This is a genomic window from Arcicella rigui, from assembly GCF_034929435.1.
Classification (GTDB): domain Bacteria; phylum Bacteroidota; class Bacteroidia; order Cytophagales; family Spirosomataceae; genus Arcicella; species Arcicella rigui.
The window spans coordinates 123,772-141,054 of the sequence record NZ_JAYFUM010000016.1 but is presented as its reverse complement, the minus strand read 5'-3'; the positions used below and the strand labels follow the sequence as shown (position 1 = coordinate 141,054).

Sequence of the window (17,283 nt, the reverse complement as noted above, 5' to 3'; positions counted from 1 at the left end):
GTTTCAAAAACAATGAGTATCACACAAGAAACCACCGACTTTTTAAAAGAGAAACTCAAGGAGACTTTTGGATTTTCCCAGTTCCGTGGTGAACAAGAAGATATTATAAAAAATATTCTTTCGGGTGAAAACACTTTTGTTATCATGCCGACAGGAGCAGGGAAATCGCTTTGCTATCAGATGCCAGCCATTGCTATGGGTGGTACTGCGATTGTGATTTCACCATTGATTGCTCTGATGAAAAATCAGGTAGATCAAATGAACGCATTTGGTATTAACGCTCAGTTTTTAAACTCTTCGTTGAACCGTGCAGAAATGACAAAAGTAAAGAATGCTGTAATTAAAGGAGATGTAAAATTACTTTACATTGCTCCTGAATCTCTTACTAAAGAAGATAATTTAGCATTTTTAAAACAAGCAAAAATCTCTTTTGTAGCTATCGACGAAGCTCACTGTATTTCGGAATGGGGTCATGATTTTCGCCCTGAATACCGCCGCATTCGCTCTATTGTAGAAAGTATTGATACCAAACTTCCTATTATTGCTCTTACGGCTACGGCAACACCAAAAGTACAACAAGATATTCAGAAAAACCTGAATATGGATGATGCTCGTTTGTTCAAGTCTTCATTCAACCGCAAGAACCTTTACTATGAAATTCGTGCAAAACGTGATGATGTAGATAAGCAAATTATCAAGTACATCAAAGCCAATCATGGGAAATCAGGTATTATCTATTGCTTGAGCAGAAAGAAAGTAGAAGAAATCGCCAATTTATTAAATGTAAATGGTATCAGAGCTTTGCCTTATCATGCAGGCTTAGATGGCGACGTTCGTATGGCTAACCAAGAGGCTTTCTTGAACGAAGAAACCGACGTAATGGTAGCAACGATTGCTTTCGGAATGGGTATCGACAAACCAGATGTTCGTTTTGTTATCCACTACGACGCTCCGAAATCTTTAGAAGGATATTATCAAGAAACAGGAAGAGCAGGACGTGATGGCTTGGAAGGTACTTGTATTATGTTCTATGCAAAAGAAGACATTAATAAATTAGACAAATTCAATAAAGACAAAACCGTTACTGAGCGTGATACTGCCCGAATGCTATTGCATGAAATGGTACATTATGCCAATTTAGGTACTTGTCGCCGCCGTCAGTTATTAAATTATTTTGGCGAACACGTTGAAAAAGATTGTGGCTACTGCGACAACTGTAATAAACCAACACCAAAATATAAAGTAGAAGAAGCCGTAGTATTGGCTTTGAAAACAGTAGAACTAACAGGCGAACGCTTCGATGCACAACATATAGCTGATATTTTGATGGGTTATAAGAGCCAATACGTTGGTAGCTATGAACACAACAAAATTGAAACTTTCGGGAAAGCAAAATCTTTATTCAAACTAAATGCTGATGAAGATGAAGACGACGAAGACGAAGATGAGGACGAAGTAGAATTTTCGGATGAAGAAGATGAGGATGGAAATCCAATTCCGAAACCGAAAAAATCAAAACCAGTAAAAGCAAAAAGCAGAAAAAATGCAGAACCTGAGCCTATCGAACAATGCGTTTCGATGGTACGCCAGATTGCAGTACTGGGCTTCTTAGAAAAAGATGTGGAAAACTATGGCGTATTGAAACTTTCTGAAAAAGGAAAAGAATACATCAAAGACCCATATCCATTGACGCTCTCGAAAGACCACGATTACGAAAACGAGAAAATCGAAGAAGACGAAGAAAAAGAAGCAGCTTCAGGCAGTGGTTCTTATGATGTAGCCTTATTTGAATTGCTTAAAAATCTTCGTAAAAAGATTGCCAAAGAAAAAAATCTTCCTCCTTATGTTATCTTCCAAGATCCATCGTTAGAGGAAATGGCAACTACTTATCCAACCACTAAAGATGAGATGGCTCAGATTAATGGTGTGGGCATGGGTAAAGTAGTAAAATTTGGTCGTCAGTTTATTGATTTAATCAAAAAATACGTTGAAGATAACGAGATTGAAACCGCAACCGAAGTAGTAGTAAAATCGGCAGTTAATAAATCGAAAATCAAAATTCATATTATCCAACAAGTAGATAGAAAAGTAGATTTAGACATTATTGCTGACCAGAAAGAACTTACGATGGCAGAATTGATTGAAGAAATCGAACATATCTGTTATTCGGGAACAAAACTCAATCTTGATTATTATATCAACCAAGTAGTTGAGCCAGATAAGCAAGAAGAGATTTTCGACTACTTTATGGAAGCAGAATCAGACAATATTGCCGTAGCTTTAGAAGAATGTAATATTGATGATATTACAGAAGAAGAATTAAGATTGATGCGAATCAAATTCTTGAGCGAAGTAGGAAACTAATACATTGTGCCTTTGAATGAGGTAGTAACCCCAATCATTCAAAGGCACAAGTTAAAGTAAAGTATTAAACAATCGTGCAGAATTATTTTAGAATTGTAAATGTTGTAACATTTTGAAATTTAGTATTTTAAATTCACAACACAACATCGCTACGGCGAACCGTTCACAATTCAGCACTCATATTTTAACATTGCCCCATGATAGTTTCTAATGATAAAAAGCTTGTTAGATAAAGCCTCTTACTTAAGCCCAGTATCATTAAATCCTAAGAAAATAACAATCAATGAATACACTAATTTTAGGCTCTGGCGGACGTGAACACGCTTTTGCTTGGAGAATTGCCCAGAGTACACTTTGTGAAAAATTATTTGTAGCACCCGGCAACGCAGGTACAGCACAAATTGCCACAAATTTACCCATTGCTTATAATGATTTTGAAAAAATAGCAGATGCCGTTTTAGAACATCATATCGAGCTAATTATTGTTGGGCCAGAAGAACCATTAGTAAAAGGCGTTAGAAATTATTTTCAGTCGAGAGAAGATTTACAACATGTTTTAATGGTAGGGCCGGATGCACACGGAGCTATGTTGGAAGGTTCAAAAGACTTTTCAAAAAACTTCATGTTGAAGTACGGAATCCCAACGGCAAAATCTCAGACTTTCACTAAAGATACCCTCGACGCAGGTTTAAGCTATCTTGAAAACCAAAAATTACCTATCGTTTTGAAAGCAGATGGCTTGGCGGCAGGTAAAGGGGTTATTATTGCTCAAACTTTAGACGAAGCCAAAGATGCACTTACAGAAATGTTGGTGGATGCTAAATTTGGAGATGCCAGCAGTAAGGTAGTCATTGAAGAATTTTTAACAGGAATTGAACTATCCGTTTTTGTATTGACAGACGGCGATTCGTATAAAATCTTACCAGAAGCCAAAGACTACAAACGTATCGGCGAAGCAGATACAGGTTTGAATACTGGTGGAATGGGAGCAGTATCGCCCGTGCCTTTTGCCACAGCTAAATTCATTGAGGCTGTTGACAACCAAGTAATCAAGCCTACAATGGCAGGCTTAAAAGCAGAAGGTATCAAATATAATGGCTTCATCTTTATTGGTTTAATGAACCACGAAGGCGAACCTTATGTAATTGAATACAACGCTCGAATGGGCGACCCAGAAACAGAAGTAGTATTACCAAGAATAGAATCAGATTTCTTAGCCTTGATGATTGCTACGGCTAAAAATGAACTTCACGAAGCAGCCTTTACGGTAAGTAAACAACACGCCGTAACCACGGTTGTAGTAGCGGGAGGTTATCCGAATGAGTATAAAAAAGGAGATGTAATCGTGGGCTATGATACCATCAGCGAAGCGATGATTTTCCATGCTGGAACAAAATTAGAAAACGATTTAGTAGTAACGAATGGCGGTAGAGTAATGGCTCTTACGGGAATGTCTAATACTTTAGAAAAAGCCATTCAAAAATCTCAAAAAGCTGCCCATGATGTGCTTTTTGATGGAAAATATTATCGAAAAGATATTGGGTTAGATGTGTTGAGGTATTAATTATACTTAATGTAATACACATAAAGTGAATGAAAGCACAGACACAGAGCGTTGAAAAGCTTTGATTCACTCTTATCATTATGGGATGTAAATCATGCTCCTCAGGGAGTTGCGGAACTAAAAATAAACAAGATGGTGCAACAGTAAGCGGTTGTCAGAACAATGGAGCTTGTAGTACTGGAGGTTGTAATAAAATGAATGTATTCGACTGGTTGTCGAATATGGATATTCCAACTTTCAATAAGTTTAACATTGTTGAAGTAAAATTTAAAGGAGGAAGAAAAGAGTATTTTAGAAATACCAACCAAATTGAACTTTACGCTGGCGACCCTGTGATTGTTGACGTACCAAGTGGTCATCATCTTGGTTTTGTGTCTTTACAAGGTGAACTTGTAAGGCTACAAATGTTGAAAAAAGGCTTGAAAGATAACGAAGACATTAAAGTTATTTATCGAAAAGCCAACGAAAAAGACCTTGAAAAACACGACCAAGCCGTTGCACGTGATTATCCGACGATGTACCGTACTCGTGAAATTATCAAGGACTTAAAACTGAACATGAAACTTTCAGATGTAGAGTTTCAGTCAGATAATACCAAAGCCATTTTTTATTACTCTTCCGACGACCGTGTGGACTTCAGAGAGTTAATTAAAATGTTGGCAAGCGAGTTTAAAGTAAGAGTAGAAATGAAACAAATTTCACTTCGCCAAGAAGCAGCCAGAGTAGGCGGTATTGGTGTTTGTGGAAGAGAATTATGTTGCTCTACTTGGCTGACGGATTTTAAAAACGTAACAACGTCTGCGGCTCGTTATCAAAACCTTTCTTTGAATCCTGTAAAACTTTCTGGTCAGTGTGGGCGATTGAAATGTTGCTTAAACTATGAACTTGAAACTTATATGGATGCCTTGAAGGACATTCCGACCATTGATAAATCTTTGTTGACGGTAAAAGGGGAAGCCTTTTTACAGAAAACAGATATTTTTAAAAGAGTGATGTGGTTTGGATACAGAGGCGAAGAAAGTAACTGGATTCCTGTTTCGGTAGAGCGTGTCAAAGAAATTATGGCTTTGAACGAAAAAGGAATCAGACCACAATCTATTGACGGAGCAGAATCTGCTAAAATAGATTTAGAAATTGAAAAAGGTGCTGGCCCATTGAATGCCGATTTGGATAAAATGGATAAAAAGTACGGTGGTAACAAAAAGAATGTTGATAAGAAAAAAGGAGAACGTCCGGACATAAAGGCTGACAAAAAAGAGTTTAGTCGCCCAGAAAGAAAAGACTTCAAAGCTGAAAAAAGAGAGCATCGCCCAGAGCAGCGTTCGCACGTGAAAGTAGATGAGAAGCCTCAACAAGAAAAGGGGCATCAGCATCCAAAAGCACAAGGACAAAAAGCTCAGGAGCAGAAGCCTAATAATCATCAGCCAAAGCAACATAAACCTCAGCATCAACACAAACCTAAACCTCAGCAACAGCCAAATGTTTCGGCAAATGCTGCCAACGAGCCACAGGAGAAGTTGCCACAGCAACCAAAAGTACAGAATAACCAAGGTAACAAAAAACCTCAGTATTCAAACCAAAAACCAAATCGTCCGCAACAGCAACAGCCTCGGAACAATCGTAATAACAATAATGACGATAGCAAAGCAGTTTCATAAAAGCATAGGATTTCGTAAAGTCAATAAAACTCCCATAAAAGGAGTTTTATTGGCTTTATTGGCTATCTGTTCTTTCATACTTACTTCATGCGATAGCAATACTATCTTGAAGGATAATTATGATATTCCAGATGCCAAATGGTATATCAAAGACACGCCTACTTTTACTTTTGAAGTAAAAGACACGCTAACGGCATATAATGTTTTTTATACCATTCGCAACAACCGCTCGTATCCTTATTACAACCTTTACCTTACGCATTACCTAACTTCGCCATCAGGAAAAATTATTCATCAAAAATTAGATGAAGTAATTTTATTCGACCAAAGTACTGGGCGACCTTTGGGTGAAGGCTTAGGCGATATTTACGACCATAAAGTTTTAGCTTTCAAAGATTTTCATTTCCCACAAAAAGGAACTTACAAAATACAAATTCGCCAGTATATGCGACAAGACCCCCTCGTGGACATTGTCAGTGCAGGATTTTCGATTGAAAAAGTTGTTCATTAATTGTAAACAATTGACTTCTTAGATAAGTAATTTAGCAATACAGAATTACGAATTGAGAATTGAGATTCATCCTACAAAACTCAATTAACAGCGTCGTTTATTTTACTAAGAAAACTTAATCATGCAGAAATATCTTCCTTTATTCCCGCTTAATTTGGTGGTTTATCCGATGGAAGCCCTCAATCTTCACATCTTCGAACCTCGATACAGAACCCTCATCAACGAATGTCTTGATAATGGTACTACCTTCGGTATTCCTGCTTTTATCAATGGTAAACTTCCCGGTTTTGGAACAGAAGTGAAAGTAACGGCTCTTTCTAAAAAATATGAAGACGGAAGAATGGACATCAAAACCGAAGGCATTAGAGTATTTAGAATCTTGGACTTTCAAAATCCTATGGCTCTAAAACCCTACGCTGGCGGACTTTTAGAAATGTTGCCTATGCCCGAAGTAAGACCTTTTGTAATGGTCGGTTTGGTAGAAAGAGTAAAAACACTTTATCGTTTTATCGACGAAGAAAATACTTTTGATGTCAACAAACCTCAGCCCTACTCCTATCAGATAGCTCATAAAATTGGTTTGACTTTAGAGGAAGAATATCAATTATTAAAAATGCCTACCGAAGCCGAAAGACAAGGTTATTTGATTCAAAATTTAGAAAGAATCATCAATACTTTACAAGAAATAGAGCGAACCAAAGAGCGAATCAGTATGAATGGGCATTTTAAAAACCTCGACCCTTTGAATTTTTGAGGCATCTTATAATTGAGAGAATGAGTGAGTAGTGATTTAATCTTTACGGAGTTAAGATTATTGTGGATTTGGGATTTCGGAAATTGGGTAAGGTAAAATGACTTAATAAATCAGAAAGCCGAAATCAGACATCCGACATCCCATCACATTCATCATTCAAAGCTCACAATTCAGTACTTAATATTTTAATATATATCTTCGATGAAAATTGCTGTTTGGCATAATTTACATAGTGGTGGCGGAAGTCGTGCTTTACAGTATCATATCCACGGTTTGGTAGAACAAGGGCATCATGTTGAAGTGTGGGCATCAGACCCCGATGCAGGCGGTTTTATGAAATTGCCTTCGAGTGTAGTACTTCATAAAGTGGCTTTGCATCATTCAAAGGCAAATCCAAGTTTCAAAGAGAAAATTTCCTTATTGTTTTTTGAAAAAGAAGCCAATATGTTGGCCATGGAAGCCCACTGCCAGCAATGTGCTGATGAAATTCATGCAGGTAATTTTGATGTACTCTTAGCCAATAGCTGCTCATATTTTGCCGTTCCATTTATTGGGCGTTTTGTGAAAATTCCAAAAGTTTTGTACTTGGGCGAACCGATGCGTTTCTTGTACGAAGCCATGCCCAAACAAGTATGGGAAGCTCCCGAAAGAACACAAAGTAAATTCAGCCTTGAGTACTGGACGCATTCTTTTGCGAATGCTTGGCGTTTTAATCGCTTCCGTACTTATGTGAGAGAAGAATGGAAAAACTACAAAGCTTTTGATAAAGTATTAGTAAACTCATACTTCTCTGCCGAAAGTTGCGAAAGAGTATATGGTTTGCCTTCAGAAGTATGCTATTTGGGTATTGACACAAGTATTTTTAAACCTGTGGCAAAGCCTTCAAAAAACACGCCTTATGTAGTGGGTTTGGGGAGTTTTATGCGTCATAAAAATCCTGAGTTTGCCATTCGTGCCATTGCACAAATCAAAGAAAATCGTCCCAAAATCGTTTGGATTGGAAATTTAGCTGATGATGCCTACGGTACAGAAATGGCTACGCTTGCCCAACAACTTGGCGTAGTACTTGAGTTTAAAAAGATGGTTTCTGACGATGAGCTGATTAGGCTGTTAGGCGGAGCTATCTGTATGGTTTATACTTCTAAACTCGAACCTTTTGGTTTTGCTCCTTTAGAAGCCAACGCCTGCGGAACGCCCGTTGTAGCTGTTGCCGAAGGGGGAGTAAGAGAAACCGTAATACATGGCAAAAATGGTTTTCTGAGCAATAAAAATACGGCTGAAATGGCAAAGTACATTCAACAACTTATTGCTGAACCAGCACTCAGAGAAGAAATGGCAAATTTTGCTATCAAAAATGTACAAGAAAATTGGTCACTAAAAGCAGGTTCTGAAAGAATTAACGCTGCTCTTAGCGAACAAGTAAAAAATGGTTTTTAGAAAAAATCATCTTCGTACATCGAATAGTTTTTTAAAAAGGCTCGCATATTTTCTTTTGTTCTCAACATCGCTATTTCATTTTCAAGCGTTTTGACAAGACTTTTTATGCGAGTCATTTCACGTTTAATACGTACTGTTGTCGTATTGGTATCGTAGCCAAAACGTTGAAATAAATTGCCACTTGGTACATTGGCTAATCGGTGTAATTCCCAATGTTCACGCTCTAATTCAATGATTTGTTCTTTCAAAAGTTTGTTGTAATACTTCAATTGTTCGTCTGCCATTTTCCAAGCATTGATGTCGATACTCTGTAAAGAAATTTTCAAACGTAGCAATTCAAACAAGTCATTTTTCTCATAAGCCTGCGTGATTTGCTTCATAATCTCAGTTTTGCGTTCACGTTCGGCTTCATCAGGTTCACGGTCGGGATGATAGGTTTTTACCAAATCTGTATAAATACTCCTTGCTGCCTTATTCACATTTTGAGCTTCCGCTTTTAGTTTTTCTTCTTTTTCTAATTGCTTGGCTGTTTTCTTCTGCTCCTTTTTATGTGTTTCTTGAAAAGCCTCTCGTTCACCCATTTTCTTTTCAAATATATCTTGCAAAATATCGGGGTCGCTGATGTTTTCTTCCTCTTCGTTTAGCTCGATGTTGAACATACTTTTCATCATTTGCTTAATCTTGTCTAAACCTTCGGTCTCCGTTTCTTCGGATATTTCATCATAGGTTTGGTCGGAATACTTATCAAACATTACTTTTAGTTCCTCTTTTCCAGCTTGCTCAATCAATTCTTCCGACTTAGAAAGAATAAAATGTGCCATTTTTTCTTTTTCTTTTTTCTTGAAAAAAGACTCCTCGTAATGTTTATCAAAAAGATAAACCATTTCTACGATTTTATCAATTTGTTTCATTTCCAAAGGCACAAGGTCAGCTTTGATTCGACTATTAATAAATGCTAAGTGCTGAGTATCCTTTACCAAGCGTTCTTTCAGTTCATTGATTTTTTTGATATTACTATTAAACTGCTTCTGAAGTTTAGATAAATTTTTATCCGATTGAAGAGTAAGGATTAAGGTATTTTGATTTGACATAAGCTTTATTGTCGTTTGTATTCATAACAAAAGTATTCAATATGCCTGAAACAATGAAAGCACCAACGATAAAGAAAGAATATTGTAGAATTAAATTTAACTTTGCTGAAATAAAATCAACAATTTATGGAAGAAAATACAAAGCTGAGATTAGATGTAAAGCGTACTAAGCTACAAGCAATGGCACAAGGCTTATGTCCGCAGTGCAGAGAAGGAAAAATGTTTATGTATCCATTTTGGCAAGTAACAAAATTTGACCAAATGCACGCTCATTGTCCTGTTTGTAATTTGCGTTTTGAGGTAGAACCGGGTTTTTGGTATGGGGCAATGTTTATCAGTTATGCTATCAATGTGATGTTTTTAGCTTTTTTGGGCGTAGCGATTTACATTATTTTCAACGACCCACCGATACTTTATTATATCATTCCTATCACGGTATTTTCGTTGGCGGCAGTACCATTCAATTTTAGAATTTCTCGTTCGATATTCATTCATTTGTTTGGCTTTATAAAGTATAAACCGAGATAATTGAGAGTGGTGAGCTATAAGCTGTGAGCAATGAAATTTGAGATTTTGGACAACATATTTTAACGTTATTACAGATTTAGGATTTCGGAGATTGGATATAATACTTCTAAAAACGTTTTTTATAAAGCTGAAATCCGACATCCGAAACCCAAAATCAACAATTTTAGCGTCCTTCGTACTGAACTACTGATGAATGATACTCTTTGTTTTTTAAATTTTATTTTACAAAATGGAAATCAGAAAGGCTGATATTACAAAAGATTATGATGGGATTTGGGAGATTTTCAGACAAGTAATTGCTTCTGGTGATACTTATGTCATTCATCCAGAAACTCCCAAAAGTGCTTTAGCCAAACATTGGTTTGCAGATTATATGTTTACTTATGTGGCGGAAGAGAATGGCGTTATTTGTGGTACATATATTCTAAAGCCCAATCAAATTGATTTAGGTTCGCATATTGCCAATGGCTCTTATATGGTTCATCCAGCCTTTCAGGGCAGAGGCATTGGCAAATTATTGGGTGAACATTCTTTAGAGGAAGCCAAAAACTTAGGTTTCAAAGCGATACAATTCAATATTGTAGTAAGTACCAATACTTATGCCGTGAAATTGTGGAAAAGTATCGGCTTCGAGATTTTATGTACCATTCCAAAAGCCTTCAATCATCAAACTAAAGGATATGTTGATGCTTTTGTGATGTACCAGTCTTTAATTTGAAAATGTGGGGATTTGAAGATTTGAAGATACACTTTTGGGAGATTTGAAGATGTGGAAATTTGAAAGTTTGAAGATAAGATTTATATTTTCCAAAATACAAAATCTTCAAATTCAACCATTTTCAAATTACCAAATCTTCAAATCCAAAAACAAATTAACTACTCTACATCCACACCGTCCTTCTCTCCTACTTGTTGTCTCCACATGGCATAATACAAACCTTTGTGGTCTAATAATTCGTGATGCGAGCCATTTTCTACGATTCTTCCTTTTTCCAAAACAAAAATCTTATCGGCGTGCATGATGGTTGAAAGTCGGTGGGCGATAACGATAGTCAAATGTGTATGACCTTCGGATACTTCACGAATAGTTTCAGAAATTTCCTCTTCTGTCAATGAATCTAAAGAAGAAGTAGCTTCATCAAAAACCAATAAATTCGGATTACGCAACAAAGCTCTGGCAATACTCAAACGTTGTTTTTCACCGCCCGATACTTTTACGCCACCTTCGCCAATAACACTATCCAAACCTTTGTCGGCTCTTTCTAAAAGTGTATTACAAGCGGCTTTTTTCAATACATCCAAACACTGTTCATCGGTCGCTGTTGGATTTACAAACAATAAATTCTCACGGATTGTACCCGAAAATAGCTGAGTATCTTGTGTAACAAAACCGATACGCTCACGCAATTGGTCGAAATCTATTTCATTAAAATTATGTCCGTTGTATAAAATTTTCCCTTCTTTCGGACGATACAAACCAACCAAAAGTTTTACCAAAGTAGATTTACCAGAACCAGAAGGACCAACAAAAGCAATGGTTTCGCCTTTTTTAGCTTCAAAAGAAATCTTACGTAAAGCGTCTTTCGTAGCAGATTGATGACGGAATTTTACTTCTTCAAATTTCAAGGTATCAATACTTATTACAGGATACGGATTGGCAGGTTTTACTTCTGTCGGAATTTTAAAAATATCTTCAAAATTCTGTAAAGAAACTTCTGCTTCACGATAAGTATTTACCACATTGCCAATCTCTTGCAAAGGCCCAAACAAAAAGAAAGAGTAAATATTCAATGAATAAAATTGACCTAAAGTAATCTTATTTTCATAAATCAAGTAAATCAACACCAGTACCATCATGGCACGGATGAAGTTGACACAAGTACCTTGAACAAAAGACATTGAACGCACATAACGTACTTTTTTGAGTTCGAGAGCCAAGATTTTTTGGGTAGTGGCATTCAACTGAGCGATTTCTTGCTTTGCCAAACCTAAAGATTTCACCAACTCAATATTTCGTAGCGATTCGGTAGTAGAACCTGCCAAACCAGTGGATTCTTTTACAATCTGAATCTGAATAGTTTTGATTTTCTTGCTTAAAACTGAGCTAATCCAAGCAATCATTGGCCCCGTAATTAGGAACAAAGGCAAAATCATCCAGTGAACCGAAAAGGCATAAACCGAAATAAATATCAGGGCAATTACCGATTGAAAAAGAATATTAATACCCACAGAAATCAGTTTTTCAACATCAACTCGTACTTTTTGAAGTTTTCCGAGTGTTTCGCCCGAACGTTGGTCTTCAAAAGTTTCATAAGGTAATTCTAAAGAGTGACTAATACCGTCGGCATAAATCTGAGCTCCTACTCTTTGGGTAACGGTACTAATGAAGTAATCTTGAAAATTTTTGGCTACTCTACTCACAAAAGCAACACCGATGGAAGCCCCAGAAAGTGGCAAAATAGCAGCCAAGAATTGTTGAACAGTGAATTTATCAGAGCGATAAATTGTGGCTACGTCGTCGATGATTTTACGGAAAATGTAAGGGTCGAGTAATGAAAAAATTTGATTAACAGCAGCTAATACCAAAGCACCCAAAACGGTCATTTGGTATTTTTTTAAATAACGGAAAAGTATTTTCATGTGGAATTATGTTCGTGGAATGTATTGATTTATTAACCAGAATATAAAAAAATAAGTTCTTTATTACTGTTTGTGTATGTTGAAGTTAAAATACTGTTTTCTTAATTTAACGGCTTTTCTAAAGAAATTTTTAAAGATAATCCCATAAAAAAACCTGCGAAGATTGGTCAACGCAGGTTTTAGAAAGTTAAAGATTTTAAATTTTAAGAAAAACGTTTCAGAGCCATTTCCGATACTGTTTGTCCGATAGACAAAGATGAAGTAGCCGCTGGCGAAGGAGCATTTAAAATATTGATTACTTTTTCGTCTTCGATGATAGCGAAGTCATCCAACAAACCGCCAGTACGGTCGCAAGCTTGGGCTCTTACGCCTGCTCCGCCTTCGATTAGGTCAGATTCCTGAATTTCTGGAATCAATTCTTGTAAAGCTTTTGTAAAAGCAGCTTTAGAGAAACTTCTATACATTTCGCCTAAGCCCGTTTCCCAGTATTTTGCAGCCACTTTCTGGAAACCGCCCCAAGTAAGGGTTTCCCACAATTCTTTAGGATTGATGTCTAATTTTTTATACCCTTCTTTTCTGAATGCTAATACTGCATTTGGCCCCGCTTCAATACCTCCACGCATCATTCTGGTAAAGTGTACGCCTAAGAAAGGAAAATTAGGGTCTGGTACAGGATAAATGAGGTTTTTTACCAAATAATGTTTCTCTGGACGAATCTTGTAATACTCGCCACGGAAAGGAACAATACGCACATCAATCGGTCTATCTTGTGACATCTGAGCTACTTTATCTGAATACAAACCAGCACAGTTTATCACCAATTTGGTTTCATAAGTATTTCTTTCTGTTTTGATAATCGACAAAGTATGTCCTTTGGTAACGCCCGTTACTTTTTCATTAAAGCGAAATTCTGCTCCTAAGTTTTTAAGTTTTTCAGCAATCTTCTGTGAAACTACCTTATAATCAACAATACCTGTTTGTGGTACCCACATTCCTTCAACACAAGTAACGTAAGGTTCGTATTCTTTTACTTCTTCTGGCGAAATTTTACGTAAACCTTCCAAACCATTTTGCTGTCCACGAACGTAGAGATTCTCTAACTGTTGGCGTTGCTCGTTTTTGGTAGCCACTACTACTTTACCTGTAAGCTCGTAGGGGATTTCTTCTTGATTACAAAAATCAATCAATTGATGATAGCCTCTAATGCAATTAGTAGCTTTCAAAGAACCCGGTTTATAATATAAGCCTGAGTGAATAACGCCTGAATTATTTCCTGTTTGATGTAAGGCTACTTCCGACTCTTTCTCAAGTACTAACACTTTTAGGGCTGGGCTTTGTTCTTTGATTCTCAGAGCAGTAGCGAGTCCAACAATTCCTCCTCCGATTACGATAATATCATGCTGCATGGTATATTTAGTGTTATCTAAAATAAATGATACAACAAAAATACTAAGTAAATTGCTAACAAAAAGCCTGCAAGGTATTAAAACATTGCAGGCTTTTGATTCAAACTTCGTTTTTGATTAAATTGAAGACAATTTATAAATCGTTTTAATTTCTGTTACGGCTTCTGAGGCTTGCAATAAAGATAAAGTTGAAGACCAAGTGGCGGCATCAGTCTTTTCTTTTTCAAGTTTAGTACTATACTTAAACATTTTATCTTCAAAAGCTTCTACTTCAAAAGTTTCAGTAGCTTGGTTTTCAAAAGTAAGAGACAACAACGTATCGTAGTTTGTCAATTTCCAAGTGCCTTTTTGTGATACTCCACTTTCATTTTGACTGACTACCGTTCCATCTGTTTTGAAAGTAAGCGATACATTGATAATACTATTGTTGAGTCCTATATGGCGGGGTCTTGAAAATAGCATTTTTGCATTCTCTCCAGCTTGAATAGAAATCTCATTAAATTGCCAAGAGTTGCTAAGTAAAGTTTGTGTTACATTGACAACACGGTTGTCAGTGCTAATTGCTGGGTTTACAGCAGGGGCAATACTTTCATTACAGCTTTGTAAAAAGCCGATTGAAAGCACCCAAACGAAAGTTGTTAGGAGCTTTTTCATGAATATAATGGCGGTTAAATTCATTACAAATATAGAAGTCTTCGTGAATTTCCAAAATGACTTCTGGTAGCTAAAAAAATCTATTTTTATAAAGAAAGATAAATCAGTGTTTTTCGTTATAAATATGTTATTAGTGCAGTAAATACTTTTATAAAAATACATTTTAAGTAATTTTTCACACACATTTTTAAACTAATAAACCTATTTTTCTACGATACACACTAAAAATTGAGTATTTTTCGATTTTATTAAGAGAATTATTAAACCATTTTACCCATGAAAACAATACTTATTTGTATCCTGTGGATATGCTTTTTAGGAAGCTTTGCTCAAACAAAACGCAACGATTCGAACAAGACTTATCTCCTAAAACTAAGGGCTTTTGACAGCGACAATCAAGCTAATTTGGAAGGTACATACATGAAGCTTTTCAACCGAACGAAGGGAAAAGTAATAGACTCGGCAATGGTGAAAAATGGCTTTGCTACATTTAAACTTGATAAAGGAAACGACTATGATATTGTTGGGCAGTTCGACCAATATATGACTCGCCGAGCTAATTTTAATGCCGCTTGTTACTTGCAAGACCCTAAAAAAATCTTTTGTGTTTCGGGTATTATCATTGAAAATATTTCTAAAATTGCGGACAACAGCGATTTGGTAGAAGCTGCAATCGGGCTAAAAAAAATCAATTTGAACGACATCTACCAAGTAGAAAATATTCATTATGATTTCAGTAAATGGACACTCAGGGAAGACGCTAAAAAAGAATTGGATAATTTAATCTTGATTCTACAAGATAATCCCGGTATTGTGGTAGAATTAGGTTCGCACACCGACAGCCGAGCAAGTACTGAATTTAACCAAACACTTTCGCAAAAACGAGCAGAAGTTGCCGTAGAATACATTGTCTGGAATGGAAACATTCCGAAAGAACGCATCACAGCCAAAGGCTATGGCGAAACACAATTATTGAATCATTGTAAAGACGGAGTAAATTGTTCAGAAAAAGAACACGCCGTAAACCGAAGAACAGAAATTAAGATTTTGGGCTACGTAGTAAACGGTACTCCTGTGGAATTGAAAAGAGGAACGGCCATCACAGGAGCTAAAAATTAAGTGTGTTTTATCCGAAATCAGAAATCCCAAACCTGAAATAGCATTTATACTTTCGTGTATGACTAATGCCATAATTCATCACTCAAAACTCATCACTCGCTCTACTCCCGTTCCATACTTCGTTTTACATCTTTTTCTTTGATAGAGTCACGCTTGTCGTATAGTTTTTTACCCTTTGCCAAAGCAATGTCGATTTTAGCAAAACCTCTTTCTGAAATATACATTCTTGTCGGAACAATCGTCAGTCCTTGGTCTTTCAGTTTGTTCAGCAATTTTTTGATTTCCTTTTTAGTCAACAGCAATTTTCTATCTCTAAGAGGCTCGTGGTTGTAGTGCGTACCCTCGTTGTACTTCGAGATATTCATTTGTCTGATGTATAATTCTTCGTTCAGAAACAAACAATAAGCATCCGTCAAGTTTACTTTTCCTTGGCGAATCGACTTAATTTCTGTTCCCATCAACATTACGCCTGCCGTAAATTTTTCAAGAAAAAAGTACTCAAACGAAGCTCTTCTGTTTTTAATTTCTATATGTTTTTCGATATTATCCTTTGCCATTTTTGATATAGTTTAGTCAAATTGTAAGTAATAAGGTAGAATTAAATCAATGGTAATGCTTTTGGCAATAGGCTTTAAGCCGTAAGCAAAAATACTTTTTTCGTAAAAATAAACATTTTGTCTATTGTCTAAAGCTTATAGTCTAAAGCAAAATTCTAAAACTAATTTTGCACGATTACTTATAAATTGCAGTAAAACTTCTTGCTAAAAAAAGCCATACAGGAAATCTGTACGGCTTTTCTTTATACAAAATTATAAAAACTTTAAGGAATAACGTTCAAATTATTTTTTAGTAGTTCCTTTTTTCTCAGCATATTCTTTGTTTAAGCCTTCGATGATTTCTTTTGTTTTGTCGGCACTGTCGTCAGCAAAAAGAATTCCACCGCCACTTAAAGTATAACCTAAAACAAATTCAAATTTGTTTTCGTCGTTATGTTTTTTCACATATTCACGAATGTTAGCATACAATTCTTGCATTTTTTTAGCTTGTTCTTCGGCTAAAGCTGCTTGTTTTTGTTGGCTATACTGCTGTAATTCAGAGCCTTTTTTCTTCAACATCATGTCGGCAGCTTGTAAGTCAGCTTGCGTCATTGTTTGTGCTCTCTGCTGAATAGCTTGTAATTCACCTTGTAAAGCTCTTTCACGCTGACCTAAATCTACTTGTAAACGATAGCCCTTATTTTCAAATTCTTTCTGAGCATCTTTGTAGAATTGGTAATTTGCCAACAATGAATCTGTATTTACATACACTGTTCTTTTGCCACTACTGCTTGCTGAAGTTGAAGCACCCGTAGAAGCTGTTTCCTTGTTGCCTGATTTATCACAAGAGATTACTCCTAACGCTAATAAACCTCCGCACAAGATTAAAGATAATTTTTTCATTTCAGTTAAAATCCCTGCCCCAGAGGGAAATTTTTGTAAGTAGTTAGTCTTCAATTGGGGATTTGGAAGATAAAATTTGACAAATATACTAAAATTGTGTCAATTTGAAAATGCCACA

At 36.2% G+C, this 17,283-nt stretch carries 15 protein-coding genes; 9 read left to right on the top strand and 6 right to left on the bottom strand.

Annotated elements, in window-relative coordinates; genetic code table 11:
* Positions 1–12 precede the first annotated feature (12 nt).
* The 6 genes from VB248_RS14255 (at position 13) to VB248_RS14230 (ending at position 8,288) form a co-directional block, all read left to right on the top strand.
* On the top strand, positions 13–2,364 hold the full coding sequence (locus VB248_RS14255; protein WP_323297465.1) for a RecQ family ATP-dependent DNA helicase: 2,352 nt from the start codon (positions 13–15) through the stop codon (positions 2,362–2,364).
* A gap of 283 nt (positions 2,365–2,647) precedes the next feature.
* A complete protein-coding gene (gene purD, locus VB248_RS14250) occupies positions 2,648–3,928 on the top strand; it encodes a phosphoribosylamine--glycine ligase (RefSeq protein WP_323297464.1) in 1,281 nt (426 codons plus the stop codon).
* Positions 3,929–4,008: 80 nt separating this feature from the next.
* A complete protein-coding gene (gene ricT, locus VB248_RS14245) occupies positions 4,009–5,586 on the top strand; it encodes a PSP1 domain-containing protein (RefSeq protein ID WP_323297463.1) in 1,578 nt (525 codons plus the stop codon).
* A complete protein-coding gene (locus VB248_RS14240) occupies positions 5,561–6,097 on the top strand; it encodes a gliding motility lipoprotein GldH (RefSeq protein WP_323297462.1) in 537 nt (178 codons plus the stop codon). Before ricT ends, VB248_RS14240 begins: the two co-directional genes overlap by 26 nt.
* A gap of 121 nt (positions 6,098–6,218) precedes the next feature.
* The gene (locus VB248_RS14235) at positions 6,219–6,851 is read left to right on the top strand and encodes an LON peptidase substrate-binding domain-containing protein (RefSeq protein ID WP_323297461.1); all 633 of its coding nucleotides are present in this window, start codon (positions 6,219–6,221) and stop codon (positions 6,849–6,851) included.
* Positions 6,852–7,052: 201 nt separating this feature from the next.
* Entirely contained in the window at positions 7,053–8,288 is a 1,236-nt protein-coding gene (locus VB248_RS14230; RefSeq protein ID WP_323297460.1) for a glycosyltransferase family 4 protein, read from the top strand.
* Here the strand turns inward: VB248_RS14230 and VB248_RS14225 are convergent.
* Positions 8,285–9,379 (bottom strand): J domain-containing protein, encoded by a 1,095-nt coding sequence (locus tag VB248_RS14225; RefSeq protein WP_323297459.1) that lies wholly within the window; start codon positions 9,377–9,379, stop codon positions 8,285–8,287. The two genes, VB248_RS14230 and VB248_RS14225, sit on opposite strands and share 4 nt — an antisense overlap.
* Positions 9,380–9,505: 126 nt before the next feature.
* Here VB248_RS14225 and VB248_RS14220 point away from each other — a divergent pair, with 126 nt between their 5' ends.
* Entirely contained in the window at positions 9,506–9,907 is a 402-nt protein-coding gene (locus tag VB248_RS14220) for a DUF983 domain-containing protein (RefSeq protein WP_323297458.1), read from the top strand.
* Positions 9,908–10,136: 229 nt separating this feature from the next.
* The gene (locus tag VB248_RS14215; RefSeq protein WP_323297457.1) at positions 10,137–10,625 is read left to right on the top strand and encodes a GNAT family N-acetyltransferase; all 489 of its coding nucleotides are present in this window, start codon (positions 10,137–10,139) and stop codon (positions 10,623–10,625) included.
* Between the two features lie 158 nt (positions 10,626–10,783).
* Here VB248_RS14215 and VB248_RS14210 read toward each other — a convergent pair whose 3' ends face one another.
* The 3 genes from VB248_RS14210 to VB248_RS14200 all read right to left on the bottom strand — a co-directional run bounded on the left by VB248_RS14210 (position 10,784) and on the right by VB248_RS14200 (position 14,607).
* The gene (locus VB248_RS14210; protein WP_323297455.1) at positions 10,784–12,547 is read right to left on the bottom strand and encodes an ABC transporter ATP-binding protein; all 1,764 of its coding nucleotides are present in this window, start codon (positions 12,545–12,547) and stop codon (positions 10,784–10,786) included.
* 203 nt (positions 12,548–12,750) lie between these two features.
* Positions 12,751–13,953 (bottom strand): L-2-hydroxyglutarate oxidase, encoded by a 1,203-nt coding sequence (gene lhgO, locus VB248_RS14205; RefSeq protein ID WP_323297454.1) that lies wholly within the window; start codon positions 13,951–13,953, stop codon positions 12,751–12,753.
* A gap of 117 nt (positions 13,954–14,070) precedes the next feature.
* Complete coding sequence (locus VB248_RS14200; RefSeq protein ID WP_323297453.1) at positions 14,071–14,607, bottom strand: hypothetical protein; 537 nt, start codon at positions 14,605–14,607, stop codon at positions 14,071–14,073.
* 276 nt (positions 14,608–14,883) lie between these two features.
* Here VB248_RS14200 and VB248_RS14195 point away from each other — a divergent pair, with 276 nt between their 5' ends.
* The gene (locus VB248_RS14195; RefSeq protein ID WP_323297452.1) at positions 14,884–15,726 is read left to right on the top strand and encodes an OmpA family protein; all 843 of its coding nucleotides are present in this window, start codon (positions 14,884–14,886) and stop codon (positions 15,724–15,726) included.
* A 101-nt stretch (positions 15,727–15,827) separates the two neighbouring features.
* Here the strand turns inward: VB248_RS14195 and smpB are convergent, their stop codons facing one another.
* Both smpB and VB248_RS14185 read right to left on the bottom strand, forming a co-directional pair.
* The gene (gene smpB / locus VB248_RS14190) at positions 15,828–16,283 is read right to left on the bottom strand and encodes an SsrA-binding protein SmpB (RefSeq protein WP_323297451.1); all 456 of its coding nucleotides are present in this window, start codon (positions 16,281–16,283) and stop codon (positions 15,828–15,830) included.
* 282 nt (positions 16,284–16,565) lie between these two features.
* Positions 16,566–17,165 (bottom strand): OmpH family outer membrane protein, encoded by a 600-nt coding sequence (locus VB248_RS14185; protein WP_323297450.1) that lies wholly within the window; start codon positions 17,163–17,165, stop codon positions 16,566–16,568.
* Positions 17,166–17,283 lie beyond the last annotated feature (118 nt).